Origin of the sequence: Blautia sp. Marseille-P3087, assembly GCF_900120195.1 — a bacterium.
Classification (GTDB): domain Bacteria; phylum Bacillota; class Clostridia; order Lachnospirales; family Lachnospiraceae; genus Blautia_A.
In genome coordinates this window covers 1,109,963-1,135,800 of record NZ_LT635539.1, presented here as the reverse complement: position 1 = coordinate 1,135,800, position 25,838 = coordinate 1,109,963, and the positions used below count along the sequence as shown (strand labels likewise).

Here is a 25,838-nt window from a genome sequence, read left to right as displayed (position 1 = left end):
ATATGGTACATTATAAACGAAAAAAAGCGAGAAGGCAACAAAATTATTTTGAATCATACAAAGGAATTACAAAATGCCGGTCAGGAAGAAGATGCCTTCCTGCTGCTTTCTTCAAGGAGTGTGGTATTTACATTGTCTTCATACTGCCGCATCTGCACCTGCATCGGCGTGGGATCAGCAGAAAACTTCTTTCTCCCGAAGTGATTAAAGAAGAAAAGAACACCGGCAGCAAGCCCAATGGAATAGGAAATTTCCAGTATTGTAAATCCGTTGGAGACATTTCCGGTTACCTGCTGATAGATCTGCTTAAAAAGTGTTCCGACATCGGCATCGGTGTTGAATGTCATGATTGAAAAAGCAGCACCGAAGAAGGATGCAAGTGATATAAAAACCACTTTCAGGATTTCAAAAATCATCTGAGGTTTTCCCGGTGGCTGGTAGGTTAGGATAAAAGATAGTTCTCCAAGAGGAGTGATATCAAGATCCGGTTCTTTTTTCTGAATCAGATCGACAAGATCCATCACAGACATTGTATAGCGCCCGGGAGTATCCGGATTTAAGTTGGCAACGGGAAGTACCCGGAGGCGGTTGAGGACTTTGGAATTGCTGCAGGAAAGTCTTGCAATGTCCTGCAGATAGACATGAGGATGTTTTATAAGAATATTCATGTCTGTTTGTATATACAGGGTATCACTCATGAAATTCACCTCATTCTTTCATCTGTGGGCGGAAAATCATACTGGATAAATATGAAAAGATCAGGGCTGCGGAGACACCGAGGGCGCAGGCAGTAAAACCACCGGTGAACAGTCCGAGAAATCCATCTTCGGAGATTGCTTTTGCCATACCTTTCCATAAAGTATGTCCGAATCCGAGCAGCGGAACCGTGGCGCCGGCGCCGGCAAAATCTGCAAATGGCTGATAGAACCCGAGAAAACTTAAAAGGGCACCACTGCATACGAGAAGAACCATGACGCGGCCGGGCAGCAGTTTTGTTTTATCCAGAAGAATCTGAACAAGGGCACAGATGAGACCACCGGTCCAGAATGCATTAAAATAGTCCATCAGCTTTTACCTCCTTTGCATGGAGTGGGAATGTGTTCGAGGATAATTCCGTGCGCAATGCCGGAGACAGGGGCACCCTCATTAAAACTTACTTTTGAGAGCATGGCACCGGTCGGGACAAATAAAACCCGTTTCAGTTCTCCGCTGGCGATACGTGGCAGAAGCCATGCGGTGAGAACAGATGCTGCACATCCACAGCCGCTTCCTCCGGAATGAGTATCCTGTACCTGATTGTCATAGATCAGAAGGCCACAGTCCTGATGTACGGATGAGATATCTGTTCCCTTTTCGGCAAGGAGATCAAGAAGAATGTGCTGACCGATCATGCCGAGGTCACCGGTGATGATAGCATCGTAGTCTTCAGGGGAACGTGAAAAATCTTCGAGATTTCGAAAAATGGTATCACATGCCGCAGGCGCCATGCAGCCTCCCATGTTGAGCGAATCGCGAAAACCGAAATCAATCACCTTTCCGGTTGTGATGCCGGTGATAGCGGCACAGCCGTTTGCATGAACAAGAGGTGATGCTCCGGGGAAAGAACTGGCAGAGGGGACTTTTGCGCCGATGACACAGGCACCGCTTCCGGTCACGGTCCAGGTGGCAGAAAGCGGACGCTGGGAACCGTAACCGAGAGGAAAACGGAATTCTTTTTCGGCAGTTGCGAAGTGGCTGGAAGTAGCGCACAGGATATGCGCTCCGTATCCGGCAGATACAGCAATCGCACCGAGGGATAAGGATTCACCCATGGTTGAACAGGCACCGTACAGCCCGTAGAATGGGATGCCCATTTCTGCAATGCCGAAAGAGGAGGCAATTGTCTGGGCGAGAAGATCACCTGCAAATACCATGCGTATATCGTGGGGTGTAAGCCCGGCTTTCCCGATTGCGAGTGTGGCGGCTTCTTTTTGCATGGTGCTTTCTGCGCTTTCCCATGTCTTTTCGCCGAACATGGAATCTTCACAGATCATATCAAAATATTCTTTTAGCGGACCGTCTCCTTCTTTTGGCCCGACGACAGAGGCTGTACTCTGAATATAGACCGGATCGGTAAAAGAAATACTTGCTTTTCCTGTTTGCTTTCCGACAGACATTACATCACCTCCACAAGTTGAAAAATAAAATAGATGACTCCGAGGATCCAGGAACTTAAGATTCCATATAGAATGACAGGACCGGCAATCGTAAAGATTTTACAGCCGATGCCGAAGACCTGTCCTTCTGCACGGTATTCGATTGCGGAAGCAGCAACAGAGTTGGCGAAACCGGTAATGGGAACAAGTCCTCCGGCACCCCCAAATTTGCCGATTTTGGAATAAAGATTTAATCCTGTTAAGATGACACTGATCAGGATCAGGAGTAAAGAGCACCAGTTGCCGGCGGTTTCGCGGTCTGCGCCGATTGTCATGGCGGTATTGAGAATAAGCTGCCCGAACGCACAGATCAGTCCTCCGGTCAGAAATGCTTTTATCATGTTGAGAGGCAGACTGTGTGTGGGAGTGATGCTGTTTACATATTTTACGTAATTTTTTTGATTTTCTTTATAGGTTTTGTTTCCGTTTGCATGTTGTTTCATAAAATCATTCCTTTCCTGATAAATTTTTGGGATATATGAAAATATTTGAGAAAAGACAGGATTTCTTTTGACTTTTTTGTGTTTTATGCATATAATGAGAAGGCTTATTGCCATCTGAGAAAGTAAAAAAGGAAGCATCCTGTAAATTTTCCGGCGGCAATGGCAATGATAATGACGGGAAGCCCGCGGGTGAGGTGAATCCTCCGGCAGAAAACGGGGAAGACATCGGCAACTTCCGCAAGGGCAAGAATCCAGCTTCCCAGGAAAATACCGGAAAAGACACCATATAAGATAAGAAAAAGATTCCCCAGTGGAAGGGAAGGCTTAAACAGACAGAAAAGATTTCCGAGCGCAACTCCGAGGAAGGTCAGGTCTTCGTATAACAGCATGTGATCCGCGGTGTGCGTGATTCCGGCGTAGCGTGGAACGATAGAAAGACCGATCATCAGACCGACGACACCACCGGCAATGATGATACCGGAACTTAAGCCCGCGAAAATCAGAAAAATCTGCTGCCACATAACCGCACCCCTTTCGGCAAGATGTTATTTCAGAGGGAATTGATGGATATTATATGGAAATTGCAGAAAATCATACGCAAATTCTAAAAAAAATATGAAAAACTGTACATTCGATTGCGTGAATAGTATAATTAAACGGAGTGGGGATAGAGAAAGTTTAAATAATATGAAAGTCATAGGGAGGTTTGCACATGTATGATGCATTTTCTCGCATGGAGATTCTGATGGGAACCAGAGCTGTGAACCGCCTTGGCAGCGCAAAAATTGCAGTTTTTGGAATTGGCGGTGCGGGTTCTTATGTAGTGGAAGCTCTGGCACGCTGTGGAGTAGGCAGCCTTACACTGGTAGACCATAAAGATATCGTACAGTCTGATATCAACAGACAGCTATATGCGGGACAGTCTACCGTAGGACGCAAGAAAGTCCAGACAGCCAAGGAACATATCAGGGATATTGATGAGAATATTCTTGTTCACACATATGAAACATATTATAATGAAGAAACTGCAGGAATGTTTGACCTGCAGTCCTTTGACTATATTGTGGATGCCATGGATGTATCGGCATCCAAAGTGCTCTTGATAGAGCGGGCGGGAAACTGCCAAGTCCCGGTGATCTCCTGTCTTGCAACAGATAATAAAATCAACCCTGCACGACTTGAGATAGCAGATATTTCCAGAGTCAGTAACGATCCTCTGGCAAAAGCTATTCGTGCAGAACTTCGCAAAAAAAATATCCGTAAGGTTAAGGTGCTGTGTTCCAGAGAAAAGGCATACAGGGAGCGGCGCATCGGAAGGCAGAAAGAAAACCATGAGCATATACAGCCGGGAAGTATTTCTTTTATTCCGGGTGTGGCGGGCATGTTGATTGCCAGTGAAGTGGTGAAAGATCTTCTTACGGAAAAAATAAAAAAGAAAGATAGAGGACACAATTTGTGAATGAAAAAATAAAACAGAGATTTTGTCAACAGCTCGGAGACGAGTGTGTTCGCTTTGAAGAACCGATGTGTGATCACACGACATTTCGGATCGGCGGACCGGCAGAAGTGTTTGTGATGCCGGAATCCTATGAGCAGATCGCATGGGTGATCAGGCAGTGCCGTCAGGCAGAGCTCCCGTATTTTATTCTTGGAAACGGCAGCAACCTGCTGGTCAGTGATCATGGCTATCGTGGCGTGATCATTCAGCTTGACCGTAATCTGGGAGAAATCACAGTGAAGGGTACAGAGATACGGGCGGCGGCAGGTTCACTTCTTTCTACAATTGCTGCAACTGCAAGGAAGTCATCTCTGACCGGTTTTGAGTTTGCGGGAGGAATTCCGGGAACGCTTGGCGGAGCTGTGACCATGAACGCCGGTGCCTATGGTGGTGAAATGAAAGATGTCCTTAAAGAAGTTACTGTGATGAATCAGGATGGTGAGATTCTTACGATACCGGCAGATAAGCTGGAACTTGGATATCGGACCAGTATCATAAAGACTGCCGGGTATATTGTACTGGAAGCAGTAATTTCACTTAAGGAAGGAAATATTGAAGAAATTACCGCACTTGGCAGAAAGTTAAGCGCGCAGCGAATTAAGAAACAGCCGCTAGAGTATCCGAGTGCAGGAAGTACATTTAAGCGTCCGGAAGGTTACTTTGCCGGAAAACTGATCATGGACAGTGATCTTCGCGGCTATCGTGTCGGCGGTGCGCAGGTGTCTGAAAAGCACTGCGGTTTCGTGATCAATGCCGGAGGTGCAACCGCGGAAGATGTGGTGACGCTTATGAAAAATGTGACGGATATAGTATACGAGAAATTTGGCGTAAAACTTGAACCGGAGGTAAAATTTCTAGGCGAATTTGACGGGAGATAAGATATGCGACTTGTAATAGTGACCGGACTTTCCGGAGCAGGTAAATCAACGGCGCTGAAAATGTTGGAAGATGCCCGTTATTTCTGCGTGGATAATCTTCCAATCGCACTGGTTGGGAAATTCGTTTCGCTGATGAGCGGTTCGCAGGAAGAAGATGTGCAGAATGCAGCCATTGGAATTGACGCACGAAGCGGCAAGGCACTGGAAGAACTTGAAGTGGTGCTTGATAAACTTAAAGCAGAAGGAAATACTTTCGAAATCCTTTTTCTGGATGCAGAAGACAAAGTTCTTGTGAAGCGTTATAAAGAGTCCAGACGCAGCCATCCACTTGCACTTACCGGAAGAGTGGATGACGGTATAAGGCTGGAACGCCAGAAAACAGAATTCTTAAGAAAAAGAGCAGATTATATTATTGATACAACACATCTTCTGACAAGGGAGCTCAAAAAAGAGCTGAACAATATTTTTGTAGAGAATGGTAAGTTCAGCAATATGATGATCTCAGTTTTGTCCTTTGGATTTAAATACGGCATACCGGAAGATGCGGATCTTGTCTTCGATGTACGCTTTCTGCCGAATCCATATTATGTGGACGAACTTCGGCCGCTGACGGGACAGGATGAAGGCGTGTTCAATTATGTAATGGATAATGAAATTGCAAGGCAGTTTGCAGCAAAGCTTGACGATATGATAAAATTCCTGATTCCGAATTATGCAAAAGAAGGCAAGACAAGTCTTGTCATCGCAATCGGATGTACGGGGGGCAAACACCGTTCTGTAACACTGGCGCGGGTTTTGTATGACAAGCTGATCGAAACAAGAGAATACGGAATCAGGCTGGAGCATCGTGATATAGGAAAGGATGCTCTGCTGAAAAAATAAAGCAGCGCAAAAGGAGAATGGAAATTGTCTTTTTCAGGGATGGTGAAAGAAGAACTTTCCAGACAGACAAGTACGGCGAGACATTGCCGGATTGCGGAAACAGCAGCACTTCTCAGTGCGTGCGGCCGCATTACGAAAGATGGAAGTCTGCGATTTCAGACAGAAAATAATGCCGTGGTGAGAAAGTACTTTACTTTATTGCAAAAAACATTTAATATAGATACAGAAATAGCCATTCGCGAGAGCAGTATGCTCAAAAAAGGAAATGTATATCATGTAGAGATTACAGATCTTTTACAGGTACAGAATGTACTTCAGGGGACGAAACTTTCGGTGAATGAGGCTGACAGGGGAACTTTGTTTCTGGAGAATGGACTGATCACGCAGCAGAATTGCTGTAAACGTGCATTCGTACGGGGTGCCTTTCTGGCATCCGGTTCGATCAGTGACCCAGAGAAAGGCTATCATTTTGAAATTGTATGTCAGGATGAAGTTAAGGCAGAGAACTTACGGGATATCATCCATACATTTCAGATTGATGCAAAGATCGTGCTGCGCAAGAAGTCATATGTGGTCTATGTGAAGGAAGGCGCACAGATCGTGGATATGCTGGCAATCATGGAAGCAAATGTTGCATTAATGAATCTTGAGAATATTCGTATTCTTAAGGAAATGCGTAATTCTGTCAACCGGAAAGTAAACTGTGAAACAGCAAATATCAATAAAACAGTTAGTGCGGCAGTCAAACAGATCGAAGATATCAGACTGATCAAAGAAAAAACAGGGCTTCATAATTTAAATGAAGGCCTTACGGAAATTGCAGAGCTGAGATTACAGTATCCGGAAGCTACACTAAAAGAATTAGGAATGATGTTAAGTCCACAGGTCGGAAAGTCAGGCGTGAATCACCGGCTTCGCAAACTCAGTGAGATAGCGGAAGAACTGCGGACAAACGAGGAGGAAGTATTATGATTAAAAAACCGATCACAATTCATTTATCGACAGGACTGGAAGCTCGTCCGGTTGCTCAGCTTGTACAGGTAGCGAGTCAGTTCAACAGTGAGATTTATGTTGAGATTGGCAGAAAAAAGGTCAACGCTAAGAGCATTATGGGGATGATGACTTTAGGACTGGATGCCGGAGAAGAAATTATGCTTTCTGCAAATGGGGAAGATGAAGAAGCGGCAATGGAAAGCATCGAAAATTATTTAAGTAATCAGTAATTATCGAATCACAGATAAAGAGCATTGCCGGAAGGAGACCAATTCCTGTGCAATGCTTTTCATAAAGGTGAACCAAAGCGAGGAGATACCAATGTCAAAATTTTTGAAGTTTATTGTACACTTTGCAGTTATATGTACGATCGTATGTATCCTTGGAATGGCTCTTCCGCCATTCTTTGGAGTGCGTACCGTGATCATGGATTCGACAGATAAGGCGACAAACCTGCCGCTTGGATCTGTAACGTATGCGATTCCGGTAAGAACCGAGGAAGTGACCGCCGGTTCTCCAATCCTTGTGCAGGAAGACGGCAAAACATACAAATACAATCTTGTAAGCGTAAACAGAGAAAATAATACAGGTACCGTGATTGATACAACAACTTCTGCACAGGAGAGCATTACGGTTTCCGTTAAGAACTGGGTGCCGAAGATTGTGATCACGATCCCTTTAGTTGGATATCTGCTGGTGGCAACGGAGAGCGTTGAGGGACTGATCGTTCTTGGACTTGTGATTCTCTTTCTTATTATATTATATGTTATCGCAGAGCTCTGGAAAAAAGATCCGGAAGATGATGAATATGAAGATCTTCAGGGGGATACACGACATGTGAAATCAGCCCGCGAGCTGAAAGCTGAAGAAAAAGCCCGTGCGAAACGTATGAAACAGGAAGATAAAGAACTTCTGCAGGATACAAAAGAAAAGAAAAAGAAATCCAAAAAAGAAGAAAAGAAAAAGAAGAAAATCCGTACCGGTGGCTTTGTAGATGAGATTGATGAAGATGATCTTGATGACGAACCAGAAGAAACTGTTCAGCCGGTAGGAAATGTACAGGTTGCAACAAGCGAAGCGCATGAGCTTCTTAAAAAGGAAATTGCAGCAGCAACAGCTGAAGAAGAAACAGAAGTATCTGAAAGTTATTCTAAAATATTAGGAGAACCTGCAGAACCAAGTGTTTCAGAAGAAGAATTTCCAGAGGAAGAAATCGAAGAGGAACAGCCTGTTGAAATCAAAAAACTTGCTATTCCACGAAGAACAGCTTCCCAGTTTGCCAACAGAGCCAGAAAAGAAGGTGATGCGCCGGATGTAGTCAGAGACTCCATTACAAAGGTTACATTATTTGATTACTCTGATATTATTGGCGGCAATGCAGAAGAGGAAGAAGAATAAAGCTACTATATAATATAGAAGAAAGCGGTGTGAGACGATATCTTACACCGCTTAAATTGTATTTATAAAAATACAAAATAAAATAAAAAAAGGGCTTGCATAAGTGATATGTCTTGTGTATAATAATCCTTGCTGTGACATGATAGCTATGAAGCGTGAGGTTGCCGTCAGAAAATGACGGGTTTTCCGTGGAGCGAATGTCAAGTTAGGAAACTGACGACAAGTCACTGTACAAGTTCAGAAACCATCTACGGGATGGACGTGTGTAAAGAAGTCGAAAGACACACACGGAGATGTGTACAGTCGCCGCTTGTCGTACTGCATAATTGAGTACGAATAGGAGGAGACTTTTTTTATGGCAAATCAGGTAATGAGAATCACTTTAAAAGCTTACGATCATCAGTTAGTAGATGCATCAGCAGCAAAAATCATCGAGACTGTTAAAAAGAACGGAGCAACTGTTAGCGGACCGGTTCCGCTTCCTACTAAGAAGGAAGTTGTTACAATCTTAAGAGCTGTTCACAAATACAAAGATTCCAGAGAACAGTTCGAACAGAGAACTCATAAGAGACTCATCGATATCATGACACCAACCCAGAAAACAGTTGATGCACTTTCCAGACTGGAAATGCCGGCAGGTGTTCACATTGATATCAAGATGAAAACCAAATAATTTTTTTAAACTCGTTTTAAATGCCCTTTGGGCGTTTCAAAAAACTATATGATTGCCTTTATGGTAATCCGCTATAAGGAGGAAGAAAGAAATGAAGAAAGCTATTTTAGCTACTAAAGTCGGAATGACTCAGATCTTCAATGAAGATGGCCAGTTAATTCCGGTAACCGTTTTACAGGCTGGTCCATGCGTTGTAACTCAGGTTAAGACAGAGGAAAACGACGGATACGCTGCAGTTCAGGTTGGCTACGGCGAGATCAGAGAAAAACTGGTTAACAAACCGGAAAAAGGTCACTTTGACAAAGCTGGTGTAGCAGTACAGAGATTCGTTAAAGAATTCAGATTTGAAAATGCTGCAGAATACACTGTAGGACAGGAAATTAAGGCTGACATCTTTGCAGACGGCGATCACATCGATGCAACTGCAATCTCCAAAGGTAAAGGCTTCCAGGGCGCTATCAAGAGACATGGACAGTCCAGAGGACCTATGGCTCACGGCTCCAAATATCATCGTCATGCTGGTTCCAATGGTGCTTGCTCCGATCCGAGTAAAGTATTCAAGGGAAAACACATGCCGGGTCACATGGGAAATGTACAGGTTACAGTACAGAACCTTGAGATCGTTCGCGTAGACACAGAAAACAATTTACTGTTAGTGAAAGGTGCTGTTCCAGGACCTAAGAAATCTCTGGTGACCATCAAAGAGACAGTAAAGTCTTTATAATGAGAAAGGAGGAGCATCAGAATGGCAAACGTAACAGTTTATAATATGGAAGGCAATGAAGTTGGAACAATGGAACTGAACGATGCAGTGTTCGGTGTAGAAATCAACGAGCATCTTGTTCATCTTGCTGTTGTTCGTCAGCTTGCAAATAATCGCCAGGGTACTCAGAAAGCAAAAACACGTTCTGAAGTAAGCGGCGGCGGAAGAAAACCGTGGAGACAGAAAGGAACAGGTCATGCTAGACAGGGTTCCATCCGTGCACCACAGTGGACTGGTGGCGGTGTAGTATTCGCTCCGGTACCGAGAGATTATGAAGTAAAAATGAACAAAAAAGAAAGAAGAGCAGCTCTGAAATCCGCTCTGACTTCTAAGGTTCAGGACAATAAACTGGTTGTTGTAGACAGCCTTACACTTGCAGAAGCTAAGACAAAAGAAATGCAGAAGGTTCTTACAAACCTTAAAGCAGAAAAAGCTCTTATCGTAACTGCTGGTGATGATCAGAACGTAGTTCTTTCTGCAAGAAACATTGCAGATGTACAGACTGCAACTGTAAACACTATCAACGTATATGATGTTATGAAATACAATACTGTAGTGGTTACTAAAGACGCAGTTGCATCCATTGAGGAGGTATACGCATAATGGCAGATATTAAATATTATGATGTAATTCTCAAGCCTGTAATCACAGAGAAATCCATGAACGCCATGGGTGAGAAAAAATACACTTTCCTGGTTCATCCGGAAGCAAACAAGTCTCAGATCAAAGAGGCTGTAGAGAAAATGTTCGAAGGAACAAAAGTAAAGAGCGTTAACACCATGAACATGGATGGTAAGAAAAAACGTCGCGGTGTGACAGTTGGTAAAACAGCTAAAACTAAAAAAGCGATTGTAGCTCTGACAGAAGAAAGCAAAGATATCGAGATCTTCGAGGGATTATAATTCCCTGCTTTCTGTAAGATATATGCTGGAAAGCATGATAACTAATATTCGAAAGGAGAAACATCATGGGAATCAAAACCTATAACCCATATACACCTTCCAGAAGACATATGACTGGATCTGATTTCTCTGAGATCACAACAAGTACCCCTGAGAAATCATTAGTCGTATCTCTGAAGAAAAACTCTGGACGTAACAATCAGGGTAAAATCACTGTAAGACACCGCGGAGGCGGAAGCAGAAGAAAATACAGAATCATCGACTTCAAGAGAAGAAAAGATGGTATCGCTGCTACAGTAAAAACAATTGAGTATGATCCGAACAGAACAGCAAATATCGCTCTTATCTGCTATGCAGATGGCGAGAAAGCATACATCCTTGCTCCAGAAGGACTGAAAGTCGGCCAGAAGGTCATGAACGGTCCGGAAGCTGAAATCCGTGTTGGTAACTGCCTGCCGCTGGAACTTATCCCAGTTGGTACTATGGTTCACAACATTGAGCTTCATCCTGGAAAAGGCGGTCAGATGGTTCGTTCCGCTGGTAACGGTGCACAGCTGATGGCTAAAGAAGGCAAATATGCAACATTAAGATTACCGTCTGGAGAAATGAGAATGGTTCCGCTGGTATGCCGTGCTTCCATCGGTGTTGTTGGAAACGGTGACCACAACCTTATCAATGTTGGTAAAGCTGGACGTAAACGTCACATGGGAATCAGACCTACAGTTCGTGGTTCTGTAATGAACCCGAATGACCATCCGCATGGTGGTGGTGAAGGAAAGACCGGAATCGGTCGTCCAGGTCCGTGTACACCATGGGGCAAACCTGCTCTTGGTCTGAAGACCAGAAAGAAAAACAAACAGTCCAACAAGCTCATCGTAAGAAGACGCGATGGAAAAGCTTTATCAAAATAATAAGGAGGGTACAGAATGTCTCGTTCATTGAAAAAAGGACCTTTCGCAGACGCAAGCCTGCTTAAAAAGGTTGACGCTCTGAATGCTGCAAATGATAAATCTGTGATCAAAACATGGTCACGTCGTTCCACTATCTTCCCGTCCTTCGTAGGACATACAATTGCAGTCCATGACGGAAGAAAACATGTTCCGGTATACATCACAGAAGATATGGTTGGTCATAAACTTGGTGAGTTCGTTGCAACCAGAACATACAGAGGACACGGAAAAGACGAAAAGAAATCCGGCGTTCGCTAGAATTAATCATTAACTAAAATAAACTGCCTGTTGTCCCGGTGGGACAACATGGCGGATTCCAGATATTGAATAAATCGAAAGGAGGCACTTAAAAATGGCAAAGGGACATAGAAGCCAGATTAAGAGAGCCAGAAATGAGAGTAATAGAGAGACAAGACCGTCTGCAAAATTATCTTATGCAAGAATTTCTGTTCAGAAAGCCTGCTATGTATTAGATGCAATCCGTGGCAAAGATGTGCAGACAGCACTTGGTATCCTGACATACAATCCAAGATACGCTTCCAGCGTTCTGAAGAAGCTGCTTGAGTCAGCAATCGCAAACGCAGAAAACAATAACGGAATGAGCGCAGATAACCTCTACGTTGCAGCGTGCTATGCAAACAAAGGACCTACAATGAAACGTATTCAGCCAAGAGCACAGGGTAGAGCTTACAGAATCGAAAAGAGAACAAGCCATATCACCATCGTGCTGGATGAAAGATAAGGAGGAAAAGCATGGGACAGAAAGTTAACCCACATGGCCTTAGAGTCGGTGTTATCAAGGATTGGGATTCCAGATGGTATGCAGAAGCTGATTTTGCAGACTATCTTGTAGAAGACTACAATATCAGAACATTTTTAAAGAAAAAACTTTACAGCGCAGGTGTTTCCAAAATCGAAATCGAAAGAGCATCTGACAGAGTTAAGATCATCATCTACACTGCTAAACCGGGTATCGTAATCGGTAAGGGCGGTTCTGAGATCGAAAAAGTTAAAGCTGAATTACAGAAATACACAGATAAGAAACTCATTGTAGATATCAAAGAAGTTAAGAGACCGGACAAAGATGCTCAGCTCGTTGCTGAAAACATTGCACTGCAGCTTGAGAACCGTATCTCTTTCAGACGTGCTATGAAATCTACAATGCAGAGAACAATGAAAGCAGGAGCAAAGGGAATCAAAACATCCGTATCCGGACGTCTTGGTGGAGCTGATATGGCTCGTACAGAGTTCTACAGCGAAGGAACTATTCCGCTTCAGACACTTCGTGCTGACATTGATTATGGATTTGCAGAAGCTGACACAACTTACGGAAAAGTTGGTGTAAAAGCTTGGGTATACAACGGTGAAGTACTTCCTACTAAAGGAAATAAGGAAGGGAGCGATAAATAATGTTAATGCCAAAAAGAGTAAAACGTCGTAAACAGTTCCGTGGCTCCATGAGAGGTAAAGCCCTTAGAGGTAATAAAATCAATTATGGTGAATTCGGTCTTGTTGCAACCGAGCCTTGCTGGATCAGATCTAACCAGATCGAAGCAGCCCGTATCGCCATGACACGTTACATCAAACGTGGTGGTCAGGTTTGGATTAAGATTTTCCCGGATAAACCAGTAACAGCGAAACCAGCAGAAACACGTATGGGTTCTGGTAAAGGAGCCCTTGAATACTGGGTAGCAGTTGTTAAGCCAGGACGTGTAATGTTCGAAATCGCAGGCGTTTCTGAAGAAATCGCTCGTGAAGCATTACGTCTTGCAATGCACAAGTTACCATGTAAATGTAAAATCGTTTCTCGTGCAGACTTAGAAGGCGGTGATAACAGTGAAAATTAATAAATTCGTAGAAGATTTAAAAGCAAAATCAGCTGCAGAATTAAATGAAGAATTAGTAGCTGCTAAGAAAGAACTTTTCAATCTGAGATTTCAGAATGCAACCAATCAGTTGGACAATACAAGCAGAATCAAAGAGGTTCGCAAGAATATTGCCAGAATCCAGACAGTAATCACTGAGCAGGCTAACGCTGCGAAATAGTGAATATAGGAGGAAATAATCGTGGAAAGAAATCTGAGAAAGACCCGTGTGGGTAAGGTTGTCAGCAATAAGATGGACAAGACCATTGTAGTTGCTATCGAAGACCATGTAAAACATCCTCTTTACAAAAAAATCGTAAAGAGAACATATAAACTTAAAGCTCATGATGAAAACAATGAGTGCAATATCGGTGATACCGTTAAAGTTATGGAAACCAGACCGCTGTCCAAGGACAAAAGATGGAGACTGGTTGAAGTTGTAGAGAAAGTGAAATAAGGAGGAAACCAGTATGATTCAGCAGGAAACAAGACTGAAAGTTGCCGACAACACTGGTGCAAAAGAAATCCTTTGTATTCGTGTTATGGGTGGCTCTACAAGAAGATATGCTAACATCGGTGATACTATCGTTGCTACTGTTAAAGATGCAACACCAGGCGGTGTTGTTAAAAAAGGCGATGTAGTTAAAGCTGTTGTTGTTCGTACAAAAAAAGGCGCTCGTCGTAAAGACGGATCTTACATCCGTTTCGATGAAAATGCAGCCGTAATCATTAAAGACGATTTAACTCCGAAAGGAACACGTATCTTTGGACCAGTTGCCAGAGAACTTCGTGAGAAGAAATTCATGAAGATTGTTTCCTTAGCTCCGGAAGTATTATAGGAGGGTGCCTAATGTCAGCTATGAAAATTAAAAAAGGCGATACTGTTAAAGTAATCGCTGGAAAAGATAAAGGCAAAGAAGGAAAAGTTCTTGCCGTTAACGTAAAAGACAACACCGTAATCGTTGAGAATGTCAACATGGTTACAAAGCACAACAAACCATCAGCAGCAAACCAGGCTGGCGGAATCTCCACAAAAGAAGCTGCTCTTCACGTTTCCAACGTAATGCTCGTTGTAGACGGAAAAGCAACAAGAGTTGGATTCCAGATGGATGGAGACAAAAAAGTTCGTGTTGCTAAAGCGACAGGTAAAGTTATCGATTAATTAAGAGAGGAGGCATGACAGGTGAGTAGATTAAAAGACCTTTACAAAAATGAGATCATGGATGCCATGACCAAAAAATTCGGATACAAAAATGTTATGGAAGTGCCAAAACTCGAAAAGATCGTAGTAAACATGGGTGTTGGTGAAGCCAAAGAAAATGCAAAGCTTCTTGATGCTGCAATTGCTGATATGGAACTGATTACAGGACAGAAAGTAATCGCAACAAAAGCTAAAAAATCTGTGGCTAACTTCAAAATCAGAGAGGGTATGCCAATCGGTTGTAAGGTTACCTTAAGAGGTGAGAAGATGTATGAGTTCGCTGATCGTCTTATCAACCTTGCTCTTCCTCGTGTACGTGACTTCCGTGGTGTAAATCCAAATGCTTTCGATGGCAGAGGAAACTACGCACTGGGAATCAAAGAACAGCTGATCTTCCCTGAAGTTGAGTATGATAAGGTAGACAAAGTAAGAGGTATGGATATCATCTTCGTTACAACTGCTAAGACAGACGAAGAGGCTCGTGAGCTGTTAACTCAGTTCAATATGCCTTTTGCTAAATAAGGAGGAGAATTCGAATGGCTAAAACAGCAATGAAAATCAAACAGCAGCGCAAACAGAAATTCTCCACAAGAGAATACAGCCGCTGCAGAATCTGTGGACGTCCACATGCATACCTGAGAAAATACGGCATCTGCCGTATCTGCTTCCGTGAACTGGCTTACAAAGGTCAGATTCCGGGTGTTAAAAAAGCTTCCTGGTAGGCCGGAAACACTTAATGAATGCAAGCTGTTAAGCGCAGCATGAATTTAGTGTGAGGCCCTTCCCGAATCTTAACGAAACCGAGTGTGAACGAAGGTTGAGTTTAGCTGAGGGAAGAGGTGCAAATTTGATAAGATTAATGTTACAGTATAAATCATGTAAAGTCTGAAAAGAGAGAAAATTAGGAGGAAACTAACATGACAATGAGTGATCCAATCGCAGATATGCTTACAAGAATCCGTAACGCTAACACTGCAAAACATGACACAGTAGATGTTCCGGCATCCAAAATGAAAATCGCAATCGCAAACATCCTCGTAGACGAAGGATATATTGCAAAATACGACTTAGTTGAAGATGGCGCATTCAAGACCATCCACATCACCCTGAAATACGGTGAAACAAAGAACGACAAGATCATCACAGGACTTAAGAGAATCTCCAAACCAGGACTTCGTATCTACGCTGGTAAGGATGAACTTCCGAAAGTACTTGGCGGACTTGGTATCGCAATCCTTTCTACAAACAAAGGTGTTATCACTGACAAAGAAGCTCGTAAACTTCAGGTTGGTGGCGAAGTACTTGCGTTTGTTTGGTAGACCTAGAACACTTAATGAATGCTGCGCCTGATGGCGCTGCATGAATTTAGTGAGAAGGTCGTTCCGAGGAACTTAATGAAGACAAGCGTAAGCGCAGTCTGAATTTAGTAAACGGAACTTCCTTATTCATTGATAGATGAAGAAATGACTGAAAACAGAGGGGATTTATTTCTCTCCGACAATCTAAGTAAGGAGGACAATATTATGTCACGAATCGGCAGACTTCCGGTAGCTATTCCGGCAGGCGTTGAAGTAAGCGTAGCTGCAGGTAACGTAGTAACCGTTAAGGGCCCAAAAGGAACACTTGAAAGAGCGCTTCCGACAGAAATGGAAATCAAAGTTGAAGATGGTCATGTAGTAGTTACAAGACCAAACGATCTTAAGAAAATGAAAGCATTACACGGTCTGACCAGAAGCCTTATCCACAACATGGTTGTTGGTGTAAGCGAAGGCTACACAAAAGAGCTTGAGGTTAACGGTGTAGGTTATAGAGCACAGAAACAGGGCAAGAAACTTGTTCTTTCTCTGGGATATTCTCACCCGGTAGAGATGGAAGATCCAGAAGGTCTGGAATCCAAAGTTGATGGAAACAAGATCATTGTTTCCGGTATCAGCAAAGAAAAAGTTGGCCAGTACGCAGCTGAAATCAGAGATAAGAGAAGACCGGAGCCATACAAGGGCAAAGGTATCAAATATGCTGATGAAGTTATCAGACGTAAAGTTGGTAAAACTGGTAAGAAATAAATAAGGAGAGTGAGAATATGATTAACAAAGCATCCAGAGCGGAAATTCGCGAGAAAAAACATAGAAGAATCCGTCATCATCTCAATGGAACAGCTACTACTCCTAGACTGGCAGTATTCCGTTCCAACAAGCATATGTATGCACAGATCATTGATGACACTGTAGGAAAAACTTTAGTATCAGCTTCTACTCTTCAGAAAGATGTAAAAGCTGAACTTGAAAATACTGATGATGTAAAAGCTGCAGCATACCTCGGAACTGTAATCGGAAAGAAAGCAGTTGAAGCTGGTATCGAAAGCGTTGTCTTCGACAGAGGAGGCTATATCTATCACGGTAAAGTTAAGGCACTGGCAGACGCAGCAAGAGAAGCTGGGCTGAAATTCTAAAAGGGAGGAAAAGACACATGAAACATAATCTTATTGATGCTAGTCAGTTAGAGTTAGAAGATAAAGTAGTGTCAATCAAACGTGTTACCAAGGTTGTTAAAGGTGGTCGTAACTTCCGTTTCACAGCTTTAGTTGTAGTAGGTGACGGCAACGGACATGTTGGTGCAGGTTTAGGAAAGGCAGCAGAAATTCCGGAAGCAATCCGCAAAGGAAAAGAAGATGCCATGAAAAAACTGGTTACAGTTGCAAGAGATGAAAACAATTCCATCACTCATGACTATGTAGGTAAATTCGGAAGTGCTGAAATGCTTCTGAAACGTGCTCCGGAAGGTACTGGTGTTATCGCTGGTGGTCCGGCCCGTGCAGTCATTGAGCTTGCAGGAATCAAAAACATCCGTACAAAATGTATGGGATCCAGAAACAAACAGAACGTTGTTATGGCTACCATCGAAGGATTAAGCAAACTGAAAACTCCGGAAGAAGTTGCAAAACTTCGCGGAAAATCTGTAGAAGAGATTCTGGCATAAGGAGGACAAAATAATGGCAAACACATTAAAAGTTACACTTGTTAAGTCTCCAATCGGTGCAGTTCCGAAGCACAAAAAAACTGTAACAGCTATGGGACTTACAAAAATGCACAAAACAGTTGAAATGCCTGACAATGCTGCTACAAGAGGAATGATCCAGCAGGTTCAGCATCTTGTAAAAGTAGAAGAAGCATAATAATTTCCAGAGATCGAATAATAAAAGGAGGTGCCAAAGATGGAATTATCAAACTTAAGACCAGCAGAAGGTTCTAAACACAGTGATAACTTCAGAAGAGGCCGTGGACATGGTTCCGGAAACGGCAAAACAGCCGGAAAAGGACATAAAGGACAGTTAGCTCGTTCCGGACACAAGAAACCGGGATTCGAAGGTGGACAGATGCCTTTATACAGACGTCTTCCGAAGAGAGGTTTCAAGAACAGAAATTCTAAAGAAATCATTGCAATCAATGTAGACGTTCTTAATCGTTTTGAAGACGGTACAGAAGTTACAGTAGATACTTTACTGGCTAGCAAAGCAATTTCCAAAGCCGGAGACGGTGTTAAAATTCTTGGAAATGGTGAACTGACAAAGAAACTTACTGTTAAGGTAAACGCTGTCAGCGAAACCGCAAAAGCAAAAATCGAAGCTGCAGGTGGTACAGTAGAGGTGATCTAATGTTTGAGACTCTTAAAAGCGCTTTTAGAGTAAAAGAGATGCGTCGTAAGCTGTTATATCTGTTAGTGATGATCTTTATCATCCGAATCGGTTCACAGCTGCCCATCCCAGGTGTAGACAGCAGCGTTTTTAAACAGTGGTTCAAGAGTAATACCGGTGATGCATTCAATTTCTTTGATGCTTTCACCGGCGGCTCTTTTGAGAGTATGTCTGTATTTGCGCTGAATATTACACCGTACATTACATCTTCCATTATCATTCAGCTGCTCACTATTGCAATTCCTGCTCTGGAGGAAATGCACAGAGATGGTGAAGAAGGAAGAAAAAAGATGACTGCAATTACCCGTTATGTCACAGTTGGTCTTGCTCTTTTTGAGTCAGCTGCCATGACAATCGGTTTTTCCCGTGGAAATATCGTTAAAGATATGAACTTTTTAAAGGGAATTGTAGTAATTGTCAGTCTGACAGCCGGTTCCGCGATGCTGATGTGGATCGGTGAGCGTATCACTGAAAAAGGTGTTGGAAATGGTATTTCTATTGTACTTGCAGTAAATATCGTATCTCGAATCCCAAGTGATATGACAACTCTTTATGAGAACTTTATTAAGGGAAAAACAATTGCAAAAGGAATGCTTGCAGGACTGATCATTTTTGCAATCATTATGGTAGTAGTTGTATTTGTCCTTATTCTTAATGGAGCAGAGAGGAGAATTCCTGTTCAGTATTCCAAGAAGATGGTTGGTAGGAAGATGATGGGTGGTCAGGCCACCAATATTCCTCTGAAAGTTAACACCGCAGGTGTTATTCCGATCATTTTTGCTTCTTCTATTATGTCCTTCCCTGGTGTTATTGCACAGTTTGCAGGAAAGGCAAATGGAACAGGCATTGGAAGTGAAATTCTGAGAGGTCTCTCTTCAAGTAACTGGTGTAACCCGTCTCAGCCACAGTACAGCTGGGGTCTGCTGGTATATGTAGTACTTTGTGTGTTCTTTGCATATTTCTACACATCCATCACATTTAACCCGCTGGAAGTTGCTGATAACATCAAAAAGCAGGGTGGTTTTATTCCGGGTATCCGTCCAGGAAAACCTACATCAGATTATTTGACTAATATGCTTAATTATATTATATTTATAGGTGCGGTAGGCCTGATTATTGTGGCAGTAATTCCGTTCTTCTTCAATGGCGTATTCGGAGCACATGTTTCTTTCGGTGGTACATCTATCATCATCGTTGTTGGTGTTGTTCTTGAAACCTTGAACCAGATCGAGTCTCAGTTGCTTGTCCGCAATTACAAAGGCTTTCTGAACAGCTAAAACGAAGGCTGTGGTGTGAAAGCATCACAGCCTTTTTTGTTTTTTGCTTCATAAAGAAAAAGGAGGGTATTTTTTATGCGTATTATTATGTTGGGTGCACCGGGAGCAGGAAAAGGAACTCAGGCGAAGAAGATTGCCGAGAAATATGGTATTCCGCATATTTCAACAGGAGACATTTTCCGTGCAAACATCAAAAATGGTACAGAATTAGGTACAAAAGCAAAAACTTATATGGATCAGGGTCTTTTGGTACCAGATGAATTAACCTGTGATCTTGTAGTAGACAGAATTCAGCAGGATGATGCAAAGAACGGATATGTACTGGATGGATTTCCGAGAACCATTCCTCAGGCAGAATGCCTTACAGCAGCGCTTGAGAAACTGGGAAGCAAAATTGATTATGCCATTGATGTTGATGTACCGGATGAAAACATTGTAAACCGTATGTCCGGCAGAAGAGCCTGCCTGAAATGCGGAGCAACTTATCATATCGTGTATGCTGCACCAAAGACAGAAAATGTTTGCGATACTTGTGGAGAAACACTGGTACTTCGTGATGATGACAAGCCGGAAACTGTTTCCAAACGTCTGAAAGTGTATCATGAGCAGACACAGCCGCTGATCGATTACTACACAAAGCAGGGTGTTTTAAAGACTGTAGACGGAACCTGCGCACTGGATGAAGTGTTTAAGGCAATCGTTGAAATCTTGGGAGAATAATGATGTCAGTTTCAATTAAGTCAGAACATGAAATTGAGCTTATGAGACATGCCGGTCATTTACTGGAACAGGTTCATGATGAACTGGCTTCTCACATTAAGCCGGGAATCAGCACAAAAGAACTGGATCGCATCGGTGAGGATATGATCCGTTCCATGGGTTGTATTCCGAACTTTAAAAATTATCAGGGCTTTCCAGCATCATTCTGTATCAGTCTGAATGATGAAGTAGTACATGGGATCCCGTCCAGACACAAAATCATTCAGGAAGGCGATCTTGTCAAGATCGATGCCGGACTGATCTACAAGGGTTACCATTCAGATGCTGCCCGTACTTATGCAGTAGGTGAGGTTTCACCGGAAGCAAGACAGCTCATGGAAGTGACAAAGCAGAGCTTCTTTGAGGGTATAAAATTTGCAAAAGCAGGAAATCATCTGAATGATATTTCCAAGGCAATCGGTGCTTATGCAGCGAAATTCAACTATGGTATCGTTCGTGACCTGGTTGGTCATGGAATCGGAACTCATCTCCATGAAGATCCGCAGATACCGAACTTCCCGCAGAAGCGAAGAGGCATCAAACTGATGCCGGGTATGACACTTGCAATTGAACCAATGATCAATCTGGGACGCGCAGATGTTGCGTGGGAGGATGATGAGTGGACAGTTGTAACAATGGACGGATCTCTTTCTGCACATTATGAAAATACCATTCTGATCACGGATGGAGAACCGGAAATTCTGACTCTTACAAAATGACAGGTGACACAGGAGGTTTATAATGTCAAAAGCAGACGTAATTGAAGTGGAAGGTACTGTATTAGAGAAGCTGCCTAATGCGATGTTCAAAGTTGAACTTGAAAACAAGCATGTAGTGCTGGCTCATATCAGCGGAAAGCTGCGTATGAACTTTATCCGTATTCTTCCTGGAGATAAAGTAACAATTGAACTTTCTCCATATGACCTTTCCAAGGGAAGGATTATCTGGAGAGATAAGTAAGACCGTGAGGGGGACAGGCTCAGAGTTACGAAGGCCGCTGTCCCCCTCACACTCCCCCTGTTGGCCACGTTTGGTGCAGGGGGAGTTTTTTCGTTAAGAAATAATAAGAGAAGTTCTGGGTTGTGGTAGCATGAAGGGTGTTGACTATAGGCTGTATTCTGGGTTACTGATATATGCAGGTTGAGCCGGAAGGAAAGGGGAATTTTCATGCGAAGTCCGATGACAACGCTTTGTTATATAGAAAGAAATGATTCGTATCTGATGATGCACCGGATCAAAAAGAAGCATGATGTGAATGCGGGCAAGTGGATCGGTGTCGGGGGACATTTCGAGACGGGAGAGAGTCCGGAGGACTGTCTTCTTCGGGAAGTGAAGGAAGAGACAGGGCTTACACTTCTTTCGTGGAGATTTCGTGGGATCGTTACATTTTCACAGGAAGGTTTCGGGACAGAATATATGTGTCTCTACACTGCGGATGAGTTTGAAGGAGAATTTCATGACTGTGAGGAAGGCATTATGGAGTGGGTTCCGAAATCGCATCTTATGGATCTGAGTCTGTGGGAGGGTGATAAGATTTTTCTGAAGCTTCTTAAAGATGAAGAGCCTTTCTTTTCTCTGAAACTGTCTTATAAGGGAGAGAAGCTGGTGGAAGTGAGGCTGAATGGAAAAGAATTAAAGAAAAACTGAAATAAAAAAATTAAAGAAAATGTAAAATAATACTTGCAATTTGTAATTTCGAATGTTAATATATCATATGTACGCGCTGAGGCGTGTATGAACTGCAGATTCAAGCCTATATTACGGAAAAGGAGGATTTCCAGTGAAAGTAAGATCATCTGTAAAGCCGATCTGCGAAAAATGCAAGATCATCAAAAGAAAAGGATCTATCAGAGTAATCTGTGAAAATCCAAAACACAAACAGCGTCAGGGTTAATCCGACAGTTTGTGAAACGTGCGGCTGCAGTTTGATACACCCGGAAGGGTTGTTCGAACTGTTTTAATATCTTATTAAAGAAGCATGTATTGCCTAATACCGAGAGGCAACAGCGTCCGTGAGGACACAATTTCGGAAAGGTCGTTCTTTCGCCAAAGACGACTGGGTGTTTTACCGAGGCACCCCAATTAGGAAACTAGAAAATCAGAAAGGTTTTGAAGAAGTGCCCCATTTCACCTTGCGAGACTGCAAGTGGTACCGTTCAGAATACTTTCAAAAAGAAAATGGAGGAAACAGTACATGGCTCGTATAGCTGGTGTAGACTTACCAAGAGAAAAACGTATCGAAATCGGCCTTACCTATATCTATGGTATTGGTAGAGCAAGCGCAGATAAAATCCTTGCTCAGGCAGGTGTAAATCCTGACATTCGTGTCAGAGACCTGACAGACGATGATGTAAAGAAAATCAGTGCTGTCATTGATGAGACAATGATGGTAGAAGGTGATCTTCGTCGTGAAATCGCTCTGAATATTAAGAGACTGCAGGAAATCGGATGCTACAGAGGTATCCGTCATCGTAAAGGACTTCCGGTTCGTGGCCAGAAGACCAAAACAAACGCAAGAACACGCAAAGGTCCTAAGAGAACCGTTGCTAATAAGAAAAAATAAAAAGTAGAACACTTAGCGAAAGCAAGCTGATAATCGCAGCTTGAGGCTGGTGTGAACTTTGTTCGAAGAAACTTAATGAAGCCGGGTGATAACGAAGGCTGAATTGAGTGAATCGAACTTCCTTAGACAAGAAGCTTATTAATTTATAATCAAAGGAAAGTGTAGGTTAGTTTTAAAATGGCAAAAGCAACCAGAAAAGCGACTACAAAACGTCGTGTAAAGAAAAACGTTGAACACGGACAGGCACATATCCAGTCTTCTTTTAACAATACAATTGTTACTCTGACAGACAACGAAGGAAACGCTCTTTCATGGGCAAGTGCTGGTGGTCTTGGATTTAGAGGTTCAAGGAAATCTACTCCTTATGCAGCACAGATGGCAGCAGAGACTGCAACAAAAGCTGCTTTAATTCATGGTTTAAAAACTGTTGATGTTATGGTTAAAGGACCAGGTTCCGGACGTGAAGCTGCAATCCGTGCCCTTCAGGCATGTGGTCTTGAAGTAACAAGTATCCGTGACGTAACACCGGTTCCGCATAACGGATGCCGTCCACCAAAACGCAGAAGAGTCTAATTTAGGAGGTAGCTTGAAATGGCAGTAAATAGAGTTCCTGTTCTGAAAAGATGCAGATCCCTCGGCCTGGATCCGATTTACTTAGGAATTGATAAAAAATCCACAAGACAGTTAAAACGTGCAAACAGAAAAATGTCTGAGTACGGTTTACAGTTAAGAGAAAAACAGAAAGCAAAATTCATCTACGGAGTTCTGGAAAAACCTTTCCACAACTACTACAACAAAGCTGACAGAATGCCGGGACAGACTGGTGAAAACCTTATGGTTCTTCTTGAAAGCAGACTTGACAACGTTGTATTCCGTATGGGTCTTGCAAGAACAAGACGTGAAGCACGTCAGATCGTTGATCACAAGCATGTACTTGTAAACGGCAAATGTGTTAACATTCCGTCTTACCTTGTAAAAGCTGGTGATACAATTGAAATCAAAGAAAAATGCAAAGGTTCTGAAAGATACAAAGGTATTCTGGAAGTAACAGGCGGAAGACTTGTTCCGGAATGGCTTGATGTAAATCAGGAAGCTTTAAGCGGAACTGTAAAAGAACTTCCAAGAAGAGAAGCAATTGATGTTCCGGTAAACGAGATGCTTATCGTCGAGTTGTACTCCAAATAATGCATACTAGCTCGTTAAATACCCTCAAATGTTGACAAACCCAGAAGGAGGGACTTATAGTGTTTGATTTTAATAAACCAAAAATCGAAATTACGGAAATATCCGAAGATAAAAAATTTGGCAGATTCGTAGTAGAGCCGCTCGAAAGAGGTTACGGTACTACACTTGGTAATTCTCTCAGAAGAATTATGCTGTCATCCCTCCCGGGAGCAGCAGTTAGCCAAGTTAAGATTGATGGCGTTCTTCATGAATTCAGCTCTATTCCGGGCGTAAAAGAAGACGTTTCTGAGATCATTATGAATCTTAAGAGCCTGGCCATCAAAAATAACAGCGCTGACAATGAACCGAAGACTGCATACATTGAGTGTGAAGGCAAGGGCGTTGTAACTGCTGCTGATATTCAGGCAGATCAGGATATCGAAATCATGAATCCGGATCAGGTCATTGCAACCCTCAACGGTGGCAAAGACTGCAGACTGGCTATGGAACTTACAATTACACGTGGACGTGGCTATGTAAGTGCTGACAAAGGCAAATCTGAAGATATGCCAATCGGTGTGCTCGCAGTTGATGCTATCTATACACCGGTTGACAGAGTCAATATGGTTGTAGAGAACACCCGTGTTGGTCAGGTAACTGATTTCGATAAACTTACACTGGATGTATATACCAATGGAACATTGGATCCGGATGAGGCTGTCAGCCTTGCTGCAAAAGTTCTGAGCGAACACCTCAGTCTTTTCATTGATCTTTCCGAAAACGCTAAGACCGCAGAAGTCATGATCGAAAAAGAAGACAATGAAAAAGAAAAAGTTCTCGAAATGAGCATTGATGAACTTGAACTTTCCGTTCGTTCTTACAACTGCCTGAAGAGAGCCGGTATCAATACTGTTGAAGAACTGTGCAACAAAACTTCTGATGATATGATGAAGGTTCGTAACCTTGGTCGTAAGTCACTGGAAGAAGTACTTGCAAAACTGAAAGAACTGGGATTACAGCTTCAGCCAACTGAAGAATAATCCACCGTTAGATTAATAGTAGCGGGGATGCCTAAGCATCAGGACAGTAAGACCGAACAAGCATGTTCTGATGTCCCGCAGATGGAGGAAAATAAAATGGCAAAATATAGAAAATTAAGCAGAACATCTGATCAGAGAAAAGCTCTGTTAAGAAACCAGGTGACAAATCTTCTGTATCACGGAAAAATTGTTACTACTGAAGCAAAGGCAAAAGAAATTCGCAAGATCGCCGAAAGTCTTATCGCTATGGCAGTACGTGAAAAAGACAACTTTGAGACAGTTACTGTAACTGCAAAAGTTGCACGTAAAGATGCTGATGGTAAGAGAGTGAAAGAAGTTGTAGACGGCAAGAAAGTTACCGTATACGATGAAGTTCAGAAGGAAATCACTAAAGATGCTCCGTCCAGACTGCACGCTCGTCGTCAGATGGCTAAAGTTTTCTACTCTGTTAAAGAAGTACCTGCAAAAGGTGCCGGCAGAAAGAAAAATACCAAAGATGTCGACATGACAAAGAAAATGTTCGAAGAAATCGCACCGAAATATGCTGGCCGTAACGGTGGTTACACAAGAATCGTTAAGATCGGACCGCGTAAAGGTGATGCAGCAATGGAAGTACTTATTGAATTAGTATAATCTTTGCGATGATTAAAAGGGATGTCTCTGCGGAGGCATCCCTTTTTTGCATCAAAAAGCTGCCTTTTTT

The 25,838-nt window shown here is 42.8% G+C and carries 43 protein-coding genes; 38 read left to right on the top strand and 5 right to left on the bottom strand.

Annotation, left to right across the window (positions count from 1 at the left end; genetic code table 11):
• Positions 1-80: 80 nt before the first annotated feature.
• From BQ7344_RS05550 to BQ7344_RS05530, 5 genes are all read right to left on the bottom strand, one after another.
• Positions 81-698 (bottom strand): stage V sporulation protein AA, encoded by a 618-nt coding sequence (locus BQ7344_RS05550; protein WP_072521762.1) that lies wholly within the window; start codon positions 696-698, stop codon positions 81-83.
• Between the two features lie 10 nt (positions 699-708).
• Complete coding sequence (locus BQ7344_RS05545; protein ID WP_072521761.1) at positions 709-1,065, bottom strand: SpoVA/SpoVAEb family sporulation membrane protein; 357 nt, start codon at positions 1,063-1,065, stop codon at positions 709-711.
• Positions 1,065-2,156 carry a stage V sporulation protein AD gene (locus BQ7344_RS05540; protein WP_072521760.1) on the bottom strand — a complete coding sequence of 364 codons (1,092 nt, stop codon included), beginning with the start codon at positions 2,154-2,156 and terminating at the stop codon, positions 1,065-1,067. Before BQ7344_RS05540 ends, BQ7344_RS05545 begins: the two co-directional genes overlap by 1 nt.
• Positions 2,156-2,638: a SpoVA/SpoVAEb family sporulation membrane protein gene (locus BQ7344_RS05535; RefSeq protein WP_072523366.1), complete on the bottom strand. Its 483-nt coding sequence runs from the start codon at positions 2,636-2,638 to the stop codon at positions 2,156-2,158. The genes BQ7344_RS05540 and BQ7344_RS05535 overlap by 1 nt, the downstream gene beginning before the upstream one ends.
• A gap of 104 nt (positions 2,639-2,742) precedes the next feature.
• The gene (locus tag BQ7344_RS05530) at positions 2,743-3,159 is read right to left on the bottom strand and encodes a stage V sporulation protein AB (RefSeq protein ID WP_072521759.1); all 417 of its coding nucleotides are present in this window, start codon (positions 3,157-3,159) and stop codon (positions 2,743-2,745) included.
• 191 nt (positions 3,160-3,350) lie between these two features.
• Between BQ7344_RS05530 and BQ7344_RS05525 the strand changes: the two genes are divergently transcribed.
• The 38 genes from BQ7344_RS05525 (at position 3,351) to BQ7344_RS05340 (ending at position 25,768) form a co-directional block, all read left to right on the top strand.
• Positions 3,351-4,097, top strand: a complete 747-nt coding sequence (locus BQ7344_RS05525; protein WP_072521758.1) for a tRNA threonylcarbamoyladenosine dehydratase — start codon at positions 3,351-3,353, stop codon at positions 4,095-4,097.
• The gene (gene murB, locus BQ7344_RS05520) at positions 4,094-5,014 is read left to right on the top strand and encodes a UDP-N-acetylmuramate dehydrogenase (protein ID WP_072521757.1); all 921 of its coding nucleotides are present in this window, start codon (positions 4,094-4,096) and stop codon (positions 5,012-5,014) included. Before BQ7344_RS05525 ends, murB begins: the two co-directional genes overlap by 4 nt.
• Positions 5,015-5,017: 3 nt before the next feature.
• Positions 5,018-5,896: an RNase adapter RapZ gene (gene rapZ / locus BQ7344_RS05515; RefSeq protein WP_072521756.1), complete on the top strand. Its 879-nt coding sequence runs from the start codon at positions 5,018-5,020 to the stop codon at positions 5,894-5,896.
• Between the two features lie 24 nt (positions 5,897-5,920).
• Complete coding sequence (gene whiA, locus BQ7344_RS05510) at positions 5,921-6,868, top strand: DNA-binding protein WhiA (RefSeq protein WP_072521755.1); 948 nt, start codon at positions 5,921-5,923, stop codon at positions 6,866-6,868.
• On the top strand, positions 6,865-7,119 hold the full coding sequence (locus BQ7344_RS05505; protein ID WP_072521754.1) for an HPr family phosphocarrier protein: 255 nt from the start codon (positions 6,865-6,867) through the stop codon (positions 7,117-7,119). Before whiA ends, BQ7344_RS05505 begins: the two co-directional genes overlap by 4 nt.
• 91 nt (positions 7,120-7,210) lie before the next feature.
• A complete protein-coding gene (locus BQ7344_RS05500; protein ID WP_072521753.1) occupies positions 7,211-8,287 on the top strand; it encodes a hypothetical protein in 1,077 nt (358 codons plus the stop codon).
• A 355-nt stretch (positions 8,288-8,642) separates the two neighbouring features.
• The gene (gene rpsJ / locus BQ7344_RS05495; RefSeq protein ID WP_015542248.1) at positions 8,643-8,960 is read left to right on the top strand and encodes a 30S ribosomal protein S10; all 318 of its coding nucleotides are present in this window, start codon (positions 8,643-8,645) and stop codon (positions 8,958-8,960) included.
• A 91-nt stretch (positions 8,961-9,051) separates the two neighbouring features.
• Positions 9,052-9,684, top strand: coding sequence for a 50S ribosomal protein L3 (rplC, locus tag BQ7344_RS05490; RefSeq protein WP_072521752.1), 633 nt, complete (start codon positions 9,052-9,054; stop codon positions 9,682-9,684).
• Between the two features lie 21 nt (positions 9,685-9,705).
• Entirely contained in the window at positions 9,706-10,326 is a 621-nt protein-coding gene (gene rplD, locus BQ7344_RS05485) for a 50S ribosomal protein L4 (protein ID WP_072521751.1), read from the top strand.
• On the top strand, positions 10,326-10,625 hold the full coding sequence (gene rplW / locus BQ7344_RS05480) for a 50S ribosomal protein L23 (protein WP_005424975.1): 300 nt from the start codon (positions 10,326-10,328) through the stop codon (positions 10,623-10,625). Before rplD ends, rplW begins: the two co-directional genes overlap by 1 nt.
• 65 nt (positions 10,626-10,690) lie before the next feature.
• Positions 10,691-11,536: a 50S ribosomal protein L2 gene (gene rplB, locus BQ7344_RS05475; protein WP_072521750.1), complete on the top strand. Its 846-nt coding sequence runs from the start codon at positions 10,691-10,693 to the stop codon at positions 11,534-11,536.
• Positions 11,537-11,551: 15 nt separating this feature from the next.
• Positions 11,552-11,833 carry a 30S ribosomal protein S19 gene (gene rpsS / locus BQ7344_RS05470; protein ID WP_015542253.1) on the top strand — a complete coding sequence of 94 codons (282 nt, stop codon included), beginning with the start codon at positions 11,552-11,554 and terminating at the stop codon, positions 11,831-11,833.
• A gap of 94 nt (positions 11,834-11,927) precedes the next feature.
• Entirely contained in the window at positions 11,928-12,317 is a 390-nt protein-coding gene (rplV, locus tag BQ7344_RS05465) for a 50S ribosomal protein L22 (RefSeq protein ID WP_005424978.1), read from the top strand.
• A gap of 11 nt (positions 12,318-12,328) precedes the next feature.
• Positions 12,329-12,985 (top strand): 30S ribosomal protein S3, encoded by a 657-nt coding sequence (rpsC, locus tag BQ7344_RS05460; RefSeq protein WP_072521749.1) that lies wholly within the window; start codon positions 12,329-12,331, stop codon positions 12,983-12,985.
• Complete coding sequence (gene rplP, locus BQ7344_RS05455; protein WP_072521748.1) at positions 12,985-13,422, top strand: 50S ribosomal protein L16; 438 nt, start codon at positions 12,985-12,987, stop codon at positions 13,420-13,422. The genes rpsC and rplP overlap by 1 nt, the downstream gene beginning before the upstream one ends.
• Positions 13,412-13,621 carry a 50S ribosomal protein L29 gene (gene rpmC, locus BQ7344_RS05450; RefSeq protein ID WP_022067328.1) on the top strand — a complete coding sequence of 70 codons (210 nt, stop codon included), beginning with the start codon at positions 13,412-13,414 and terminating at the stop codon, positions 13,619-13,621. The genes rplP and rpmC overlap by 11 nt, the downstream gene beginning before the upstream one ends.
• Before the next feature lie 21 nt (positions 13,622-13,642).
• Positions 13,643-13,897: a 30S ribosomal protein S17 gene (gene rpsQ, locus BQ7344_RS05445; protein ID WP_072521747.1), complete on the top strand. Its 255-nt coding sequence runs from the start codon at positions 13,643-13,645 to the stop codon at positions 13,895-13,897.
• Between the two features lie 13 nt (positions 13,898-13,910).
• Entirely contained in the window at positions 13,911-14,279 is a 369-nt protein-coding gene (rplN, locus tag BQ7344_RS05440; protein ID WP_005424985.1) for a 50S ribosomal protein L14, read from the top strand.
• Between the two features lie 11 nt (positions 14,280-14,290).
• A complete protein-coding gene (gene rplX, locus BQ7344_RS05435; RefSeq protein ID WP_072521746.1) occupies positions 14,291-14,602 on the top strand; it encodes a 50S ribosomal protein L24 in 312 nt (103 codons plus the stop codon).
• Between the two features lie 21 nt (positions 14,603-14,623).
• The gene (gene rplE, locus BQ7344_RS05430) at positions 14,624-15,163 is read left to right on the top strand and encodes a 50S ribosomal protein L5 (RefSeq protein WP_072521745.1); all 540 of its coding nucleotides are present in this window, start codon (positions 14,624-14,626) and stop codon (positions 15,161-15,163) included.
• Positions 15,164-15,177: 14 nt separating this feature from the next.
• Entirely contained in the window at positions 15,178-15,363 is a 186-nt protein-coding gene (locus BQ7344_RS05425) for a type Z 30S ribosomal protein S14 (RefSeq protein WP_005424988.1), read from the top strand.
• Between the two features lie 195 nt (positions 15,364-15,558).
• Positions 15,559-15,960, top strand: coding sequence for a 30S ribosomal protein S8 (gene rpsH / locus BQ7344_RS05420; RefSeq protein ID WP_072521744.1), 402 nt, complete (start codon positions 15,559-15,561; stop codon positions 15,958-15,960).
• A 204-nt stretch (positions 15,961-16,164) separates the two neighbouring features.
• Entirely contained in the window at positions 16,165-16,704 is a 540-nt protein-coding gene (rplF, locus tag BQ7344_RS05415) for a 50S ribosomal protein L6 (protein ID WP_015542257.1), read from the top strand.
• A 17-nt stretch (positions 16,705-16,721) separates the two neighbouring features.
• The gene (gene rplR, locus BQ7344_RS05410; RefSeq protein ID WP_015542258.1) at positions 16,722-17,090 is read left to right on the top strand and encodes a 50S ribosomal protein L18; all 369 of its coding nucleotides are present in this window, start codon (positions 16,722-16,724) and stop codon (positions 17,088-17,090) included.
• A gap of 17 nt (positions 17,091-17,107) precedes the next feature.
• Complete coding sequence (gene rpsE / locus BQ7344_RS05405; RefSeq protein WP_015542259.1) at positions 17,108-17,617, top strand: 30S ribosomal protein S5; 510 nt, start codon at positions 17,108-17,110, stop codon at positions 17,615-17,617.
• 13 nt (positions 17,618-17,630) lie between these two features.
• The gene (gene rpmD / locus BQ7344_RS05400) at positions 17,631-17,813 is read left to right on the top strand and encodes a 50S ribosomal protein L30 (RefSeq protein ID WP_015542260.1); all 183 of its coding nucleotides are present in this window, start codon (positions 17,631-17,633) and stop codon (positions 17,811-17,813) included.
• 39 nt (positions 17,814-17,852) lie between these two features.
• A complete protein-coding gene (rplO, locus tag BQ7344_RS05395) occupies positions 17,853-18,293 on the top strand; it encodes a 50S ribosomal protein L15 (protein WP_072521743.1) in 441 nt (146 codons plus the stop codon).
• Entirely contained in the window at positions 18,293-19,609 is a 1,317-nt protein-coding gene (gene secY, locus BQ7344_RS05390) for a preprotein translocase subunit SecY (RefSeq protein WP_072521742.1), read from the top strand. The genes rplO and secY overlap by 1 nt, the downstream gene beginning before the upstream one ends.
• Positions 19,610-19,684: 75 nt before the next feature.
• Positions 19,685-20,329 carry an adenylate kinase gene (locus BQ7344_RS05385; RefSeq protein WP_072521741.1) on the top strand — a complete coding sequence of 215 codons (645 nt, stop codon included), beginning with the start codon at positions 19,685-19,687 and terminating at the stop codon, positions 20,327-20,329.
• A 2-nt stretch (positions 20,330-20,331) separates the two neighbouring features.
• On the top strand, positions 20,332-21,087 hold the full coding sequence (map, locus tag BQ7344_RS05380; RefSeq protein WP_072521740.1) for a type I methionyl aminopeptidase: 756 nt from the start codon (positions 20,332-20,334) through the stop codon (positions 21,085-21,087).
• A gap of 22 nt (positions 21,088-21,109) precedes the next feature.
• Positions 21,110-21,328: a translation initiation factor IF-1 gene (infA, locus tag BQ7344_RS05375; protein ID WP_005428560.1), complete on the top strand. Its 219-nt coding sequence runs from the start codon at positions 21,110-21,112 to the stop codon at positions 21,326-21,328.
• Between the two features lie 207 nt (positions 21,329-21,535).
• On the top strand, positions 21,536-22,015 hold the full coding sequence (locus BQ7344_RS05370) for an NUDIX hydrolase (RefSeq protein WP_072521739.1): 480 nt from the start codon (positions 21,536-21,538) through the stop codon (positions 22,013-22,015).
• A 133-nt stretch (positions 22,016-22,148) separates the two neighbouring features.
• Entirely contained in the window at positions 22,149-22,262 is a 114-nt protein-coding gene (rpmJ, locus tag BQ7344_RS05365) for a 50S ribosomal protein L36 (protein WP_003497809.1), read from the top strand.
• A 300-nt stretch (positions 22,263-22,562) separates the two neighbouring features.
• On the top strand, positions 22,563-22,931 hold the full coding sequence (rpsM, locus tag BQ7344_RS05360; RefSeq protein WP_015542265.1) for a 30S ribosomal protein S13: 369 nt from the start codon (positions 22,563-22,565) through the stop codon (positions 22,929-22,931).
• 177 nt (positions 22,932-23,108) lie between these two features.
• Positions 23,109-23,504 (top strand): 30S ribosomal protein S11, encoded by a 396-nt coding sequence (gene rpsK / locus BQ7344_RS05355; RefSeq protein ID WP_072521738.1) that lies wholly within the window; start codon positions 23,109-23,111, stop codon positions 23,502-23,504.
• 18 nt (positions 23,505-23,522) lie between these two features.
• Positions 23,523-24,116, top strand: a complete 594-nt coding sequence (gene rpsD, locus BQ7344_RS05350; RefSeq protein WP_072521737.1) for a 30S ribosomal protein S4 — start codon at positions 23,523-23,525, stop codon at positions 24,114-24,116.
• Between the two features lie 59 nt (positions 24,117-24,175).
• Positions 24,176-25,135 carry a DNA-directed RNA polymerase subunit alpha gene (locus BQ7344_RS05345; protein WP_072521736.1) on the top strand — a complete coding sequence of 320 codons (960 nt, stop codon included), beginning with the start codon at positions 24,176-24,178 and terminating at the stop codon, positions 25,133-25,135.
• A gap of 96 nt (positions 25,136-25,231) precedes the next feature.
• Entirely contained in the window at positions 25,232-25,768 is a 537-nt protein-coding gene (locus tag BQ7344_RS05340; RefSeq protein ID WP_072521735.1) for a bL17 family ribosomal protein, read from the top strand.
• The last annotated feature ends 70 nt before the right edge of the window (positions 25,769-25,838 follow it).